Origin of the sequence: Roseococcus sp. (genome assembly GCF_965227005.1) — a bacterium.
In the GTDB taxonomy this organism is placed as follows: Bacteria; Pseudomonadota; Alphaproteobacteria; order Acetobacterales; family Acetobacteraceae; genus Roseococcus.
The window spans coordinates 39,568-54,732 of sequence record NZ_CBDDFJ010000039.1 but is presented as its reverse complement, the minus strand read 5'-3'; the positions used below and the strand labels follow the sequence as shown (position 1 = coordinate 54,732).

At 70.2% G+C, this 15,165-nt stretch carries 16 protein-coding genes and 1 pseudogene; 11 read left to right on the top strand and 6 right to left on the bottom strand.

The features are described from left to right. Positions 1 to 2: 2 nt before the first annotated feature. Entirely contained in the window at positions 3 to 965 is a 963-nt protein-coding gene (locus tag ACO057_RS22675) for a Bug family tripartite tricarboxylate transporter substrate binding protein (protein WP_421995792.1), read from the bottom strand. Between the two features lie 81 nt (positions 966 to 1,046). Between ACO057_RS22675 and ACO057_RS22670 the strand changes: the two are divergent. Beyond that, positions 1,047 to 2,130: pseudogene (locus tag ACO057_RS22670) on the top strand (mandelate racemase/muconate lactonizing enzyme family protein). On the opposite strand, the gene ACO057_RS22665 reads toward ACO057_RS22670, so the two are convergent. After that, on the bottom strand, positions 2,106 to 3,146 hold the full coding sequence (locus ACO057_RS22665) for an amidohydrolase family protein (RefSeq protein WP_421995790.1): 1,041 nt from the start codon (positions 3,144 to 3,146) through the stop codon (positions 2,106 to 2,108). The pseudogene ACO057_RS22670 and the gene ACO057_RS22665 sit on opposite strands and share 25 nt — an antisense overlap. A 122-nt stretch (positions 3,147 to 3,268) precedes the next feature. Here ACO057_RS22665 and ACO057_RS22660 point away from each other — a divergent pair, with 122 nt between their 5' ends. Both ACO057_RS22660 and ACO057_RS22655 read left to right on the top strand, forming a co-directional pair. Further along, positions 3,269 to 4,219 (top strand): Bug family tripartite tricarboxylate transporter substrate binding protein, encoded by a 951-nt coding sequence (locus ACO057_RS22660; RefSeq protein ID WP_421995788.1) that lies wholly within the window; start codon positions 3,269 to 3,271, stop codon positions 4,217 to 4,219. A 28-nt stretch (positions 4,220 to 4,247) separates the two neighbouring features. After that, positions 4,248 to 5,048 (top strand): SDR family NAD(P)-dependent oxidoreductase, encoded by an 801-nt coding sequence (locus ACO057_RS22655; protein ID WP_421995786.1) that lies wholly within the window; start codon positions 4,248 to 4,250, stop codon positions 5,046 to 5,048. Between the two features lie 7 nt (positions 5,049 to 5,055). Here ACO057_RS22655 and ACO057_RS22650 read toward each other — a convergent pair whose 3' ends face one another. Both ACO057_RS22650 and ACO057_RS22645 read right to left on the bottom strand, forming a co-directional pair. Beyond that, complete coding sequence (locus tag ACO057_RS22650) at positions 5,056 to 5,529, bottom strand: DUF192 domain-containing protein (RefSeq protein WP_421995784.1); 474 nt, start codon at positions 5,527 to 5,529, stop codon at positions 5,056 to 5,058. 7 nt (positions 5,530 to 5,536) lie between these two features. Then, complete coding sequence (locus ACO057_RS22645) at positions 5,537 to 6,655, bottom strand: acetoin utilization protein AcuC (protein WP_421995782.1); 1,119 nt, start codon at positions 6,653 to 6,655, stop codon at positions 5,537 to 5,539. 62 nt (positions 6,656 to 6,717) lie between these two features. On the opposite strand from ACO057_RS22645, the gene ACO057_RS22640 reads away from it, so the two are divergent. Continuing rightward, positions 6,718 to 7,116, top strand: a complete 399-nt coding sequence (locus tag ACO057_RS22640; protein WP_421995780.1) for a low affinity iron permease family protein — start codon at positions 6,718 to 6,720, stop codon at positions 7,114 to 7,116. On the opposite strand, the gene prpB is transcribed toward ACO057_RS22640, so the two are convergent. Together prpB and ACO057_RS22630 are read right to left on the bottom strand one after the other, a co-directional pair. Beyond that, positions 7,104 to 8,027, bottom strand: coding sequence for a methylisocitrate lyase (gene prpB / locus ACO057_RS22635; RefSeq protein ID WP_421995778.1), 924 nt, complete (start codon positions 8,025 to 8,027; stop codon positions 7,104 to 7,106). The two genes, ACO057_RS22640 and prpB, sit on opposite strands and share 13 nt — an antisense overlap. Positions 8,028 to 8,041: 14 nt before the next feature. Next, positions 8,042 to 9,445 (bottom strand): sodium:proton antiporter, encoded by a 1,404-nt coding sequence (locus ACO057_RS22630; RefSeq protein WP_421995776.1) that lies wholly within the window; start codon positions 9,443 to 9,445, stop codon positions 8,042 to 8,044. 113 nt (positions 9,446 to 9,558) lie between these two features. On the opposite strand from ACO057_RS22630, the gene ACO057_RS22625 reads away from it, so the two are divergent. From ACO057_RS22625 to ACO057_RS22595, 7 genes are read left to right on the top strand one after another with little or no spacing between them, the layout of a single operon-like run. After that, positions 9,559 to 10,164 (top strand): SRPBCC family protein, encoded by a 606-nt coding sequence (locus ACO057_RS22625; protein ID WP_421995774.1) that lies wholly within the window; start codon positions 9,559 to 9,561, stop codon positions 10,162 to 10,164. A 35-nt stretch (positions 10,165 to 10,199) separates the two neighbouring features. Further along, on the top strand, positions 10,200 to 11,048 hold the full coding sequence (locus tag ACO057_RS22620) for an AAA family ATPase (protein WP_421995822.1): 849 nt from the start codon (positions 10,200 to 10,202) through the stop codon (positions 11,046 to 11,048). Beyond that, entirely contained in the window at positions 11,045 to 12,277 is a 1,233-nt protein-coding gene (locus ACO057_RS22615; protein WP_421995772.1) for a vWA domain-containing protein, read from the top strand. The genes ACO057_RS22620 and ACO057_RS22615 overlap by 4 nt, the downstream gene beginning before the upstream one ends. Continuing rightward, the gene (locus tag ACO057_RS22610) at positions 12,274 to 12,588 is read left to right on the top strand and encodes an XdhC family protein (protein ID WP_421995770.1); all 315 of its coding nucleotides are present in this window, start codon (positions 12,274 to 12,276) and stop codon (positions 12,586 to 12,588) included. Before ACO057_RS22615 ends, ACO057_RS22610 begins: the two co-directional genes overlap by 4 nt. Then, the gene (locus ACO057_RS22605) at positions 12,585 to 13,259 is read left to right on the top strand and encodes an XdhC family protein (RefSeq protein ID WP_421995768.1); all 675 of its coding nucleotides are present in this window, start codon (positions 12,585 to 12,587) and stop codon (positions 13,257 to 13,259) included. Before ACO057_RS22610 ends, ACO057_RS22605 begins: the two co-directional genes overlap by 4 nt. After that, positions 13,256 to 14,884: an NTP transferase domain-containing protein gene (locus ACO057_RS22600; protein ID WP_421995766.1), complete on the top strand. Its 1,629-nt coding sequence runs from the start codon at positions 13,256 to 13,258 to the stop codon at positions 14,882 to 14,884. The genes ACO057_RS22605 and ACO057_RS22600 overlap by 4 nt, the downstream gene beginning before the upstream one ends. Beyond that, a complete protein-coding gene (locus tag ACO057_RS22595; protein ID WP_421995764.1) occupies positions 14,881 to 15,120 on the top strand; it encodes a hypothetical protein in 240 nt (79 codons plus the stop codon). The genes ACO057_RS22600 and ACO057_RS22595 overlap by 4 nt, the downstream gene beginning before the upstream one ends. Positions 15,121 to 15,165 lie beyond the last annotated feature (45 nt).

Sequence of the window (15,165 nt, the reverse complement as noted above, 5' to 3'; positions counted from 1 at the left end):
GCCTACTCGCCCTGGATATTCCCCCGCCGGATCACCTCGCCCCACTTCTCGCTCTCCGAGCGCAGGAAGGCCGCGAATTCCGCGCGCGAATTGCCGCCGGGAACGGCCCCCTGGTCATGCAGGACGCGCGCGATCTCCGGGTCCTGCAAGGCGCCCGCGACGGCGCGGTGCAGCGTGACCATGATGGCTTCCGGCACGCGCGCGGGCGCGACGAAGCCGTGCCAGTTGCTCGCATCCACGCTGGGCAGGCCGAGCTCGGCCATGGTGGGCACGTCGGGGATCCAGGACAGGCGCTGCGGCGCGCCGACGGCGAGCGCGCGCAGTGTGCCCGCGCGGATATTGGGCAGCAGCACGGGCAGGTCCGCGAAGCCGAGCTGCACCTCGCCCTGCAGGATCGCCGTCGCGAGAAGCCCGCCGCTGCGATAGGAAATATGCGTGAGCTGGATGCCGGCGGCGGCGCTGAGCTGCTCGGCGGCGAGATGCGGCATGCTGCCGGGGCCGGTGCTGCCGAAGTTCAGCCGTCCGGGCGCGGCCTTGGCCGCGGCGATCAGCTCGGCGAGCGTCCGATAGGGTAGCGCGGCAGGCACGACGATGGGTTCGGGAACCGCGACGCCCAGCGTGATGGGCGAGAAATCGCGATTGGGATCGTAGGAGGTGCCGCGGCCCAGGCGCGGCGCGATGGCAAGACCGCCCGCGCTCCCGATGCCGAAGACGTAGCCATCCGGCGCGGCGCGGGCGACGACCTCGAGCCCGGTGATGCCGCCTCCTCCAGCGCGATTTTCCACCACCACAGGCTGGCCGAGCGCGGCCGAAAGCCGCGGCGTCAGCACGCGCGCCACGATGTCGCTGGGACCGCCCGGCGCGAAGGGCACGACGAGGCGGACGGGGCGTGACGGATAGGCCTCCTGCGCCGAGGCGCCGGTCGTCAGGGCGAGCAGGATCGCCAGGGTGGCGCGCAGCTTCATGAATGTTCCTCCGCCGGCTTCTACGCGCCGGACTTGAGTGCAAGTATCGACCAGCGGCGGTATGGCCGGAAGGGGAAACAGATGAAGATCACGAAGATCGAAAGCCATATCCACCGCAGCGGCTTCACCTATGGCGCGGGCGAGACCGGCGTGGGCGGGAACCTGCATCTGCGCGGGATGGACACCCTGCTGGTGCGCGTGGAGACCGAGGATGGCCGCCACGGCTGGGGCGAGGGCTTCGGCTTCAATCTCGTGGACACGACCAAGGACGCGCTGGACCGGCTGCTGGCCCCGGCCTGCATCGGGCAGGATGCCGAGGATATCAGCGGGCTCGGCACGGCGCTGGCGCGGCGCTTCCACAACTTCGGCCGCAACGGGCCGGTGACCTTCGCGCTTTCTGGCATCGACATCGCATTGTGGGACCTCAAGGCCCAGCGCGCGGACAAGCCGCTGCATGCGCTGCTCGGCCCGGCGGCGCGCAAGCGCGTGCCCGCCTATGCGAGCCTGCTGCGCTACGGCGTGCCGGAGGACGTCGCGCGCAACGTGAAGGCGGCGGTGGCCCAGGGCTACCGGCAGATCAAGCTCCATGAGGTGGACCTCACCTGCATCCGTGCCGCGCGCGACGCCGCGCCGGCCGAAATCCCGCTCATGCTCGACATCAACTGCGCCTGGAACACCGTGCGCGAGGCCGTCGCCTTCTGCCGCGCGGTGGAGGGGATGAACATCCGCTGGGTCGAGGAGCCCACCTGGCCGCCGGAGGATTTCTCCGCGACGGCCGCCGTGCGCGAGGCAGTCAATTGCGGCATCTCGGCGGGCGAGAACGCCGGTGGACCACAGGACTTCCACCATCTCATCGATGCGCGCGCCGTCGATGTCGTCCAGCCCTCGGTCACGAAGGTGGGTGGGCTCACCGCGATGATGGAGGTGGCCGCCATGGCCGAGGAGGCGGGCGTGGAGCTGGTGCCCCACTGCCCCTATTTCGGCCCCGGGGCTGCTCGCCTCGCTGCACTACCTCGCGGCCTGCGAGGAGGAGCAGCCGATCGAGATCTACTTCGCCGAGCTCGCCGCCCCTCCCTATGGCGACGCGCTGGCGGTGAAGGACGGCTTCATCGCTGTCCCCCAGGGCCCCGGGCTCGGCCTTCAGCCGATGCCGGGCAGCCGGTAGAAGCGCGTCGCGGAGCGCCAGAAGAGGTCCGCCTTCTCCTCGGCGCTCGCCCCGGCGGCCAGACGCTTGAAGGCATTCCAGCCGGCGGCATAGCCAAAGCCGCCCTTGTCGACGGGGAAATTGCTCTCGAACATGCAGCGGCTGGCGCCGAAGAGCTCGATGCAGCGCTCCATATAAGGTTTCCAGTGCTGCGCGAGGGTCAGAGAGGAGGGCGCCGTCGGCTTCTCCTCCAGCCCGAAGCCGGGCAGGCGCATCCCCAGCCCACCCAGCTTCACCATCACATTCGGGCAGGTGGCGAGCTCGGCCATCGCCTTGGACCAGGCCGCAAAGACCTCCGCGCGCTGCCCCTCGAAGCGCCCGATGCCGAGCACGCCGCCGCAATGGTCGAGCACGATCTGCGTCTGCGGGAAGGCGCGCGCCAGCGCGACCAGGCGCGGGATCTGCGGGAAGTAGAGCCAGGCGTCGTAGGAGAGGCCGAGCGGGGCGAGATGCGCGAAGCCCGCGCGGAACTCCGCGCTGTCCAGCATGTCCTCGGCGGGCTGATAGGCCGGGTTCATCAGCTGGGGATCGCGATCCCAGGTGGCGATGTGGCGGATGCCGCGGAAGCGGTCGCCGCCCGCGCGGATATGCGCCTCCAGCACCGGCTTGATCGCATCGCCATGGCGCAGGTCCGCGAAGCCCACGATGCCGGCGCAGACGCGCACATCGCCATAGATGCCGCTCTCGCACATCGCGGCCACACCATTGGCGAATTCGGTCTCGCCGACAGGCTTCATCGCCTCCGGTCCCGTGGCGCGATGCATGGCGCGCGCCTGGACGAGAACCGTCGCGCGCACGTCGTGGCCGGTGCGGATATCGGCGAGAATCTCGTCGAGCAGATAGCGCCAGCCCTCGCGATCCCACAGGTGGTGATGCGGGTCCACGATGAGCTGGCCGGGATCCAGGATCTCCTCCTGATTCGTGGCCAGCCAGTCCTCGCGGACGGGAAGATAATGCTGATGCGTGGCGGTGCTCATGGACGCTCCGTTTGTTCTTCTGCGTGCAAGACTAGGCCCGTTGCCGCGAAGCAAGAAGCAGCCTATCGCTGACGAAGGGACGGCAACGAAAAGGACAACGCATGCGGATCACGCGGCGACAGATGGCAGCGCTTCCCATGGGGCTCGCCACACCCGCGCTCGCGCAGGCGCCCTGGCCCAGCAAGCCCGTGACGCTCCTCGTCCCCTTCCCGCCCGCCGGCGCCTCCGACATCACGGCGCGCGCCATCAACACCCGCCTCGCCGAGAAGCACGGCGTCTCCGTCGTGGTCGAGAACCGACCGGGCGCCAATGGGCAGCTGGCCTCGCGCATGCTGGCCCGCGCCGCGCCCGACGGATACACGCTGATGGTCGGCGCGATCGGCGCCTTCGCGCTGAACGCCGTGCTCTACCGCAATCCGGGCTACGATCCGGTCGCCGATTTCGCGCCGATCACCCTGGCGGTGACGACGCCCAATGTCCTCGTCATCAATCCCTCCGTGGTGCCCTTGCGCGACCTGCCGGGGCTCCTCGCCTGGATGCGCGAAAGGCCCAGCCAGGTTTTTCACGCGACGAGCGGCATCGGCTCCTCGCCGCATCTGACCATGGAGCTCTTCACGCAGATGACGGGCACCCAGGCGACGCATGTGCCCGCGCGTGGAGCGGCGGCCGCGACGATGGACCTGATCGCGGGCCATATCCCCATCTCGTTCCAGGGCCTGGGCACCGTGATCGCGCCGCTGCGCGAGGGCAGGCTGCGCGCCATCCTGGTGACGGATGCCCAGCGCTCCCCCCTGATCCCCGATGTGCTGACGGCGGCCGAGGCGGGACTGCCTGATTTCGAGATCACCTCCTGGCAGGCGGTGATGGGACCGGTGGGCCTTGCGCCCGCTCTGGTCGATCGCATCAGCACCGAGGTCCGATCCGTGCTGCGCGAGCCCTCGAACATCACGACGCTGGCCGAGGGCGGCTACACCGTCGTGGCCGATGCGCCGGCCGAATACCGCGCCTTCCAGATCGCGGAGATCGAGCGCTGGCGGCGCGTCGCGCGCAGGGCCAACATCGTGCTCGACTGAGAACAAAGACAATCGGGCGGAGTGGACCATGGGACCGAGATTTTCCGGCAAGATCGTGCTCATCACCGGCGCGGGCTCCGTCGGGCCCGGCTGGGGCAATGGGCGCGCGGCGGCCGTGGGCTTCGCGCGCGAGGGCGCGACCGTCATCGGCACGGACCGCGAGCTGGCGCCGATGCAGGAGACCGCGGATCGCATCGCGGAATTCGGCGGCCACTTCATCCCCCTCACCTGCGACGCCACCGACAGCGTGGGCGTGGCCGCGATGGTCGAGGGCGTGAAGGAGCGCTTCGGGCGCATCGACATCCTGCTCAACAATGTCGGCGGCTCGGCGGCCGGCGGGCCGGTGGAGATGAGCGAGGAGGTGTGGGACGTGCAGATCGACACCAACCTCAAGAGCGTCTTCCTCACCTGCAAGCATGTGATCCCGATCATGGAGGCCCAGGGGGGCGGCGCGATCGTGAACATGGCCTCCACCTCGGGCATCCGCTTCACGGGCGCGGCGCAGGTGGCCTATGCGGCCTCCAAGGCGGCGGTGATCCAGTTCTCCAAGGTGGTCGCGGTGCAATACGCCGCGCGCGGCATCCGCGTGAACACGGTGGTCCCGGGCCAGATGCACACGCCGATGGTGGAGGTGCGCCTCGCCGGCCAGCGCTCAGGCGGCGACGTGGATGCCCTGATCAAGCAGCGCCTCTCGCGCATCCCGATGGGCTGGGCGGGCGACGGGCGCGACACGGCCCATGCCGTGATGTTCCTCGCCTCGGACGAGGCGCGGTTCATCACGGGCACGGAGCTGGTGGTGGATGGCGGGATGTCCGTCCGCTGCAGCTGAGCGCGGCTTAGTTCGTCCCGAAGAGGGGGTGGATCACCCGGTCGCCCACGCGCAGGTTCAGCCGCTCGGCCGTGCCGCCCTGGACTTCCAGCGTGGCGCGCACCGGGCCACGGCTGTCGATGGTGGCCAGGCTCTGCGGCACCGCGCGCTCATGGATGCGGTGGACGCGGCCATCGGCGCTGATGAAGATCATGTCGAGCGGGATGAGCGTGTTGCGCATCCACATCGCGCTCTCGCGCGGCGCGCCCCAGTCGAAGAGCATTGCATCGTCCGGCGCCATGCTGGTGCGGAACATCATGCCGACCGTCTGCTCGTTCGGCCCCAGCGCCATCTCCGTGTGGAAGACGTGGCGCGTGCCGTCGCGGCCGACGATGACGAGGTCCTCCGTCCGCAGCTTGGGCTGGGGCTGGTTGACGCCGGGCTGCGCTTGCGCGGCCAAGGGCGCGAGGAGGAGGGCGAGGAGGAGGAGACGTCGCTTCATGCGCCGATCATGGCACAGCTGCCAGGACTTCAGACAGGGTGTGCGAGATGAGATCGGCGACAGCTTTTCCGACCGGCCCCTCGCGCGGCGCGTCGGCCAGGGTGGTGAACCAGTGCTCGGGCGGATTGCGCCCGGCGGCGCGGTTGAAGGTCAGGCGGCGCAGCACCTCCTCGGCCCCGGGCGGCAGGCGGTCGGGGATGGGAAAGCCGTTCATGACCGCCCAGTTCCGCGCCCAGCAGCGTGCGACGGTCCAGGGATTGTAGCCCCCTCCCCCCAGCAGCAGGAAGCGCGGGGCGGCCCGGCAGACCGCCCCCACGAAGGCCGCATGCGCGTTGTTGGAGAGCGAGAGCTTCGCCAGCGGATCCTCCTCCAGCGCGTCGGCCCCGCATTGGAGCATGATGGCCTCGGGGCGCAGGCGCGCGATGAGCGGCAGCACCACGCCCTCCAGCAAGGCCCGCATCTCCGTGTCGTTGAAGCCCTGGGGCACGGGCAGGTTCAGCGCATGGGGTGCGGCATGCGCCTGGCCCGAGAAGGGCCAGCGCCCGGCCTCATGGATGGACAGCGTCGTGACACGCGGCTCCTCGGCGAAGGCGATTTCCACCCCGTCGCCGTGATGCGCGTCGATGTCGAGGTAGAGGATGCGCGTGAGCCCCGCATCCAGCCAGGTCAGCAGGCCGAGCACGGCGTCGTTCACGTAGCAGAAGCCGCTGGCCCGCGCCCGCTGGCCGTGATGTGTGCCCCCGCCGGGCACATGGATGATCCCGCCGTCGCGCGCCGTGACCCGCGCGCCCAGCATCACCCCGCCGGCGCTGGTGGCGGGGCGGCGGAACACCTCGCGATAGACGGGATTGCCGTCGGCGCCGATGCGGTAGCGCTCGCGATCCTCCGGCGCCACGGTCTGCGTGGCCTCGGCGCGATGGAGTGCCGCGATGTAGTCGGGGTCGTGGAAGCGGCAGAGCTCCCCGGGGCTGGCCATCGGGCTGTCGAGATAGCGCGCAGGGTCGAGCCAGCCCATGGCGCGGATCAGGTCCAGCGTGGTCGAGACGCGGGGGATGGCGAGCGGGTGCTTCGGCCCATAGGTCGAGCCGCGATAGATCTCGGAACCGATCAGCAGGGGCTCGGGCAATTCGGCTCCATGAAGAATTTCCCAGGCGGCAACCGCCACGTCGCGCCGCGCTTCTGTGCGATATGGAAACCGGCCGCATCTTCGCAAGAACAGCCCAGATCGCCTCCTACCAGTCGGGGCGTCCCTGGGCCTTCATGCTGGCGCTGGCGGTCGTGATTCTCTGGGCCGTGACCGGGCCGCTCTTCGCCTATAGCGACACCTGGCAGCTGGTGATCAACACGGGCACGACCGTGATCACCTTCCTCATGGTCTTCCTGATCCAGAACGCCCAGAACCGCGACACCCAGGCCATCCAGCTCAAGCTCGACGAGCTGATCCGGGCGACCCAGGGCGCGCACAACCGGCTGATCGCCCTGGAAAATCAGAGCGAGGAGACCCTCGCCGAGGTGAAGGCCGAGCTGGCCGACGCCTGCATCGAAGGCATCCCGCAGACGTTGGATGGGCAGCCTCAGCCGCGCTGAGGCATCGCCACCGGCACCACCGTCCGCACGAGGCTGGCATCCAGCTCCTCGTACTTGTGGTAGCCGATCGTCTCGTAGAGCTCGGCGCGCGTCTGCATCCGGTCCACCGCGTTCTGCGCGCCGCCGTCCTTCGCGATCTGCCCGTAGAGCTGCTCCCAGGCCTTGGCCGCGACCCGCAGATGCGACACCGGCCAGATCACCATCGCATAGCCGAGCGCCTGGAATTCCTCCGCCGTCAGGAAGGGCGTGCGGCCGAACTCGGTCATATTGGCGAGCAGCTTCACGCCCGGCATGCGCGAGGCGAATTCGCGGAACATCTCGGGCGTGGTCAGCGCCTCGGGGAAGATCGCGTCGGCGCCGGCTTCCAGATAGGCCTTGGCGCGGGCCACGGCGCCGTCCATCCCCTCGCTCGCCACGGCATCCGTGCGGGCGATGATGTAGAGGTGGCGGCGCGCCTTACGCGCGGCCGCGACCTTGGCGTACATCTCGTCCAGGCTGGCGAGCTTCTTGTCGTTCAGATGGCCGCACTTCTTGGGCAGCACCTGGTCCTCCAGCTGCACCGCGGCACCGCCCGCATCCTCGAAGGAGCGGACCATGTGCATGACGTTCAGCGCCTCGCCATAGCCGGTGTCGCCGTCGACCAGCAGCGGCAGCCCGGTGGAGCGCGCCACCTGGCGGACGAAGAAGCACACGTCCTCGATGGTGATCATGCCGAGATCGGGCAGGCCCATCGTGGCCGACATCGCCGCGCCCGACAGATACAGCGCCTCGAAACCATGCTTCTTCGCGATCAGGCCCGAAAGGCCGAGATGCGCGCCGGGCATGCGCAGGATCTCGGGGCGGTCGAGCAAGGCACGGAAGCGCTCGCCGGCCGGGGCGGTCGGGAGATCGGCGCCGATCACGTAGGGCATGGAAGTGACTCCTGTCAGCGGAAGAAGAGGAAGGTGCACAGCACGAAGAGCGGGATCAGCACCATCATGGCCCAGGCGCAGTATCCGAAGAAGGAGGGCATGCGCGCGCCGCTCTGCTCGACTATCGCCTTGACCATGAAGTTGGGCGCGTTGCCGATATAGGAGTTGGCGCCCATGAAGACCGCGCCGGCCGAAAGCGCGGCCAGGGTCGCGGCCTCGGGGCCCATGAGATGGACGGGATCGCCCCCGGCGAGGTTGAAGAAAACGAGATAGGTCGGCGCATTGTCCAGGAAGCTCGACAGCAGTCCCGTCATCCAGAAATAGACCCAGGGAACGGGATCGCCCGCGCCGTCGGAGGTGAGCGCGACCAGCGAGGCGGCGGCCCCCTCGGGCCCGGCCTTCAGGATCGCCAGCAGCGGGCCCATGCAGAGGAAGATCGCGGCGAAGAGCTTGGCGACCTCCGCCATCGCGCCCCAGTTGAAGCCGTTTTCCTCGCGCAGCGCGCGCGGCGTCATGCGCATCGAGACCACGGTGACCAGGACGAAGAGCGCGACGCCGACCACCCGCTCGATGCCGATCGGCAGCCCCGCCAGCTCGATCTCGCCGGGACGCCAGACGCCCTGCATGAGCACGCCGAAGACCACCACGCCGATGAGGAAGATGTTGGACCGCCCCTCGATGCTCAGCTTCTCGCGCGGCGCGGGGTCGGCCGCGCGCGGCGCCTCGCGCGCGTAATGGAAGCTGTCGAGCAGCCAGTAGACGCTCAGCAGCACCGCAGCGCAGAACAGGAAGGGGAGGAAAAGGTGCGTCGTCGGCCAGAAGAAGGACACGCCCTGGAGGAAACCGAGATAGAGCGGCGGATCGCCGATGGGCGTCAGGCTGCCGCCGATATTGGCCACCAGGAAGATGAAGAAGACGAAGGTGTGCGTCCGCCGGCTGCGATGGGCATTGGCGCGCAGCACCGGGCGGATCAGCAGCATGGAGGCGCCGGTCGTGCCCATCACGCTGGCCAGCAGCGTGCCGACGCCCAGCAGCAGCGTGTTGGTCCCCGGGGTGCCGTTAAGCGTGCCGCGCAGCAGCACGCCGCCGCCCGTGGCGTAGAGCGCCGTCAGCAGCGCCACGAAGGGGATGTATTCCTCCAGGGCGACATGCGCCACGGCCCGCGCCGCCGCGCCGCTCCCGAAGGCCAGCGCGAAGGGGACCAGCATCGCAGCGCCCCAGAAGGCCGCCACCTTGCCGTAATGATGGTGCCAGAAAGCCGGCGCGAGGATCGGCATGAACGCGATGGAGAGCAGGATGCCCAGGAAGGGCAGGCCCCAGGCCAGGCTCATCGTCGCCCCGTCGAGCGCTTCCGCCGCCTCGGCGGGCAGGGCCAGTCCGACCAGGAGAGCGACGATCGGGCCGCACCGGAGGAGCATTGCCAGCATCCTCCAGGCTTTTCCGGAATTCCGCCCCGCCGTCAACCGCAGGCAGGGGGTTTGCAGCCGCGCGGTCCGACGCCTAATAACAAAGCAATTGGCGGAGTACTCCCATGGAAATGTCTGGTGAACGGCTCATCGCCGCGACGCGCGCGCAGGTCTGGCACGCGCTCAACGATCCCGAGGCCCTGAAGGCCGCGATTCCCGGCTGCGAGGCGCTCGAAAAGGTCTCGGACACCGACCTGACGGCGCGCGTGGCCATCAAGATCGGCCCGATGGCGGCCAAGTTCTCGGCCAAGGTGAAGCTCGAGAACCTCAACCCGCCCGAAAGCTACACCATTTCCGGCGAGGGCAATGGCGGCGCGATGGGCTTCGCCAAGGGCGGCGCCGATGTCTCGCTGACCGAGGTCGGCCCCTCCGAGACGCTGCTGAAATACGGCGTGAAGGCGCAGGTCGGCGGCAAGATGGCCCAGCTCGGCGCGCGGCTGATCGACAGCACCGCCAAGCAGATGGCCGACCAGTTCTTCGACCGCTTCGCGGCCGCCCTGGCCCCTGCCCCGGTTGCCACGCCCGGCGCGGCGCCCGTGGCGCATGCCCCGGCACCGGCCGCCATCTCGGCCTTCTCGCTCATCCCGACGCAGTACATGGGCATCCCCATCATCGGCTGGCTCGGCTTCGGCGCGATGGTCGTCATCGCGTATCTGCTGTTCCTCGCGTGAGCGACCTGCCGGCTGACGTCGCGGCCACCGCCGCGATGCTGGCCGCGGGCGGCTATGTGGCCGACACGGCGCTCGCGACCACCATCCACCTATCGCTGCGCATGGGCCGGCCGCTCTTCCTCGAGGGCGAGCCCGGCACCGGCAAGACCGAGATCGCCAAGGTGCTGGCGGCGCAGCTGCCCCGGCGCCTCGTGCGGCTGCAATGCTATGACGGGATGGACCTCTCGGCCGCGGCCTATGAGTGGAACCATGCCCGCCAGCTGATGGCGATCCGCCTTGCCGAGGCCTCCGGCAATGTCGCCGATATCGAGAATTCCATCTACGACCGCCGCTTCCTCGAGGCCCGCCCGCTGCTCCAGGCACTGGAGGGCGAGCCCGCCGTGCTGCTCATCGACGAGCTGGACCGGGCGGACGAGCCTTTCGAGGCCTTCCTTCTCGAGGTCCTCGCGGATTTCCAGCTGACGGTGCCCGAGCTCGGCACGCTGAAGGCCGCCACGCCCCCGGTGGTCATCATCACCTCCAACCGCACGCGCGAGGTGCATGACGCCATCCGCCGGCGCTGCCTCTACCATTGGGTCGACTATCCCGATGCCGCGCGCGAGAAGGCCATCCTGGCCCTGCGCGCCCCCCAGGTCAGCGCGCAGCTCTCCGCGCAGGTCGTGGCCTTCGTGCAGCGGCTGCGCGGCGGGGACTACTTCAAGCTGCCCGGCGTGGCCGAGACGATCGACTGGGCCAATGCCCTGGCCGCGCTCGATGCGCGCGAGCTGGAAACGGGCGCGGTGGATGCCACGCTCGGCGTGCTGCTGAAGTACCAGGACGACATCGCCAAGCTGAAGGGCGAGGAGGCGGCGCGCCTGGTCGCTGAGTCCCGTGACGCGGCGTGATCCCGCCTAAGGAGGCTCTGAACGAGGCTGCCCAGCGCAGCTTCGCCGGCCCGCGCGATCGTCCCTCCGCCGAGGCCTTTGCGCCCAATCTGCTCGCCTTCATTCGCCTGCTGCGCCGCGTCGGGCTCCAGGTCGGCCCCGGCGACGCCCTGGCCGCCACCGAGGCGCTGACCCTCACCGGCATCGAAACCCGCGCCACGGTCCGCGCCGCCCTGGCCGCCACGCTGCTGCGCAAGCACGACCAGGCCGAGCTCTTCGACGCCGCCTTCGCCCTCTTCTGGCGCGATCCCGAGAAGGGCGCGACGGAGGCCGCCTTCGCCATGCTGGAGGACCAGAAGGACCCTCCCAAGCCCAAGGCCGGCGACCGCCGAATGGCCGAGGCCATGGCCCATGACCGCCCTCGCCCGCCGCCCCCGCCGCCGCAGGAGCAGCCGCCCCAGCAGGATGCGGTGATGACCGTCTCCGAGCGCGAGCGCCTCCAGCAGATGGATTTCGAGGCGATGAGCGCGACGGAGATCGCTCTCGCCAAGCAGGAGATCCGCCGCCTCGTCCTGCCGCTGGACGAGCGGCCCACCCGCCGCTTCCGCACCGACCCGCTCGGCCCGCGCGTGGACCTCAAGGCCACCATCCGCGCGGGCTCGCGCAGCGGCGGCGAGCTGGTGAAGATCCTGCGCAGGCGGCGCGTGGTGCGCCCGCCGCCGCTGGTCGCCATCTGCGACATCTCGGGCAGCATGGCGCGCTACGCCCAGGTGCTGCTGCACTTCCTGCATGCCGTGACCAATGACCGCGAGCGGGTGCACAGCTTCCTCTTCGGCACGCGGCTGTCCAACATCACGCGCCAGCTCAAGCATCGCGACCCCGAGATCGCCTTCGAGATGGTCGCACATATGGTGCCCGACTGGTCGGGCGGCACGCGCATCGGCGAGGCGCTAGAGCAGTTCAACCAGGATTGGGGCCGGCGCGTGCTGGGCCAGGGCGCGGTGGTGCTGCTCATCACCGACGGGCTGGACCGCGAGGGCGGGCGCGGCCTCGCGGAAGCCACCGACCGGCTGAAGCGCTCCTGCCGCCGGCTGATCTGGCTGAACCCCCTGTTGCGCTATGCGGGCTTCCAACCCAAATCCCAGGGCATCCGCGCGATGTTGCCGCATGTGCATGAGTTCCGCCCCGTGCATAATCTCGCGAGCCTGCGGCAATTGATCGAGGCGCTGGGCAAGGGAACACGTCGATGAGCGAGGATATTCTGGGCACCGCCGCCGCCTGGGCCGCCGAGGGCGAGCAGGTCGCGCTGGCCACCGTGGTCGAAACCTGGGGCAGCAGCCCCCGCCCCGCCGGCTCCATGCTGGCCGTCACCGCCTCGGGCCGCATGGCCGGCTCGGTCTCGGGCGGCTGCATCGAGGGCGCGGTGGCCGATGTCGCGCGGCAGGCGATGCGGGACGGCAGGCCGCAGCTGCTCGATTTCGGCATCAGCGACGAGCGCGCCTGGGAGGTGGGGCTGGCCTGCGGCGGCAAGCTCAAGGTCTTCGTGGAGAAGCTCGGTTGACCCCCGAACATCTGGCGCGCCTGCAGAAGGCGCGCGCCAAGCTCATGCCGGTCGCGCTGCTGACCCAGCTCTCCGACGGCACCCAGCATCTCTTCCCCGAGGACGCGATCCCCGGCGCGCTCGCGGAAGCGGCGGAAAAGGTGCTGTTCGAGGACAAGGCCGCCAATGTCACCCTGGACGGCGAGGCCTGGTTCATCCAGCCGCACAACCCGCCGCTGCGGATGATCGTGGTCGGCGCGGTGCATGTGGCCCAGACGCTCGCGCCCATGGCCGCCGAACTCGGCTTCGCGGTGACGGTGATCGATCCCCGCCGGTCCTTCGCCTCGGAGGACCGCTTCGGCGCCGTCACCCTCAACCACGAATGGCCCGACGAGGCGATGGAGGCGCTGGCGCCCGACACGCGCACCGCCGTCGTCACCCTCACCCACGACCCCAAGCTGGACGATCCCGCGCTCGACGTCGCCCTGCGCAGCAAGGCCTTCTACATCGGCGCGCTGGGCAGCCGGCGCACCCATGCCAAGCGCGTGGAGCGGCTGAAGGAGCTGGGGCATGACGACGCCGCCCTGGCCCGCATCGCCGCGCCCGTGGGTCTCGACATCGGCGCCATCACCGCGCCCGAGATCGCGCTTTCCATCCTCGGCCAGGTCGTGGCCCGCAGGCGCGGCAAGTGAACTTCGGCCCGACGCCGCTGGATGAGGCGGAGGGCGCCGTCCTCGCGCATTCCATTCGCCTGGCGGAGCGGGCGCTCAAGAAGGGCACGGTGCTCGATGCGGCGGCCATCGCGGCGTTGCGGGCCGAGGGCCACCGCGAGGTCATCGCCGCGCGCCTCGACCCGGACGATGTAGGCGAGGACGAGGCGGCACGCCGCGTCGGCGAGGCGATGGAGACGCCGCTCGTCGCGCGCAGCCGCGCCGCCACGGGCCGCGTCAATCTGATCGCGCAGTCGGCCGGGCTGCTGGTGCTGGACGCCGGGGTGATCGACCAGCTGAACGCGCTGGACGAGAGCCTGACCATCGCGACCCTGCCCAATTACAGCCTGGTCCAGCCCAAGGAAATGCTGGCCACCATCAAGGTCATCCCCTTCGCCGTGCCCGGCCCTGCCTTGGCCACGGCCCAGGCGCTGCTGCGGCGGCAGAACGTGCTCGCCTTGCATCCCTTCCGCCCGCTGAAGGTCGGCCTCGTGCTGACGGAGCTTCAGGGCATGAAGGAGAGCGTGATGGCCAGCGCCATTGAGATCACCGGCGCGCGCATCGCCGCGCTGAAGGGCACGCTGCTCCCCGTCGAGCGCGCGCGCCATGAGGCCGGCGCCACCGCCGAGGCCCTGCGACGCCTCCTGGCCCAGGGCGCGGAGATGCTGCTCGTCATGGGCGCCTCGGCCACCATCGACCGGCGCGACGTCGGACCCGCCGCCATCGTGCAGGCCGGCGGGCGGATCGAGCATTTCGGCATGCCGGTCGACCCGGGCAACCTGATCTGCCTGGGCGCGGTCGGTGACGTCCCGGCGCTGGTGCTGCCGGGCTGCGCGCGCAGCCCCAAGGTGAACGGCTTCGACTGGGTGCTGCAGCGGCTTTTCGCGGGCGTCGCCGTGACCTCGCGCGACGTGATGGCCATGGGCGTGGGCGGGCTGCTCAAGGAGATCGAGACGCGGCCCCTGCCCCGCGCCAAGGTGCCGCCGCGCCGTGCGCGCCAAGTGGCGGGCCTCGTCATGGCCGCCGGGCTTTCGAGCCGGATGGCGCCGCTGAACAAGCTGCTCGTCACCGACGGCGAGGGCGTCGCCATGGTCGCGCGCGTGGCGGAAAAGGTGCTGGCGAGCGGCGTGACGCCGGTGCTGGTCGTGACCGGCCATGACCGCGAGCGCGTTCAGGCGGCGCTGGCCGGCCGGCCCGTGATCTTCGTCCATGCCGAGGACCACGCGCAGGGCCTCTCCGCCAGCCTCAAGGCCGGCCTCGCCGCTTTGCCGCCGGAGGCCGAGGGCGTGCTGGTCGCTCTGGGCGACATGCCGCTGGTGGAACCGGCGGTGATCGCGCGGCTGCTCGCCGCCTTCGACCCCGAGGAGGGGCGCGCCATCGTGCAGCCGAGCTTCGGCGGCCGGCCGGGCAATCCGATGCTCTGGGGACGCGAGTTCCTCCCCGAGATGATGCGGCTGACCGGCGACATGGGCGCGCGCTCGCTGGTCGCGAAGCACGCCGACCGCCTGGCCGAGGTCGAGGTGGCGGATGACGGCGTGCTGCGCGACTTCGACACGGCCGAGGCGCTGAAATCCGCGCCGGGCTTCGGGGCCAGGGTCCCGGCGTGACCTCGCGCATCCCGCGCGACTGGACGATCCTCGAAAGCCCCGAGAACGCGCAGCACGACCGCTGCGTAGACATCTTCCTCCGGCCCAACGGCACCTTCGGCTTCGAGGAGTTCCGCCGCGACGTGGAGGATGGCGGCCGCTGGACGCCGGTGAGCTATTTCTCGGCCGCCGTCTTCGCCTCGCGCGAGGCCGCGCGGGCGGCGGCGGCCCAAGCCGTGGCGTGGCTCCGCCCGTAGTCCACCGAATGTTCGGATGACGAACCGAATGGTTGCATCCCGCGA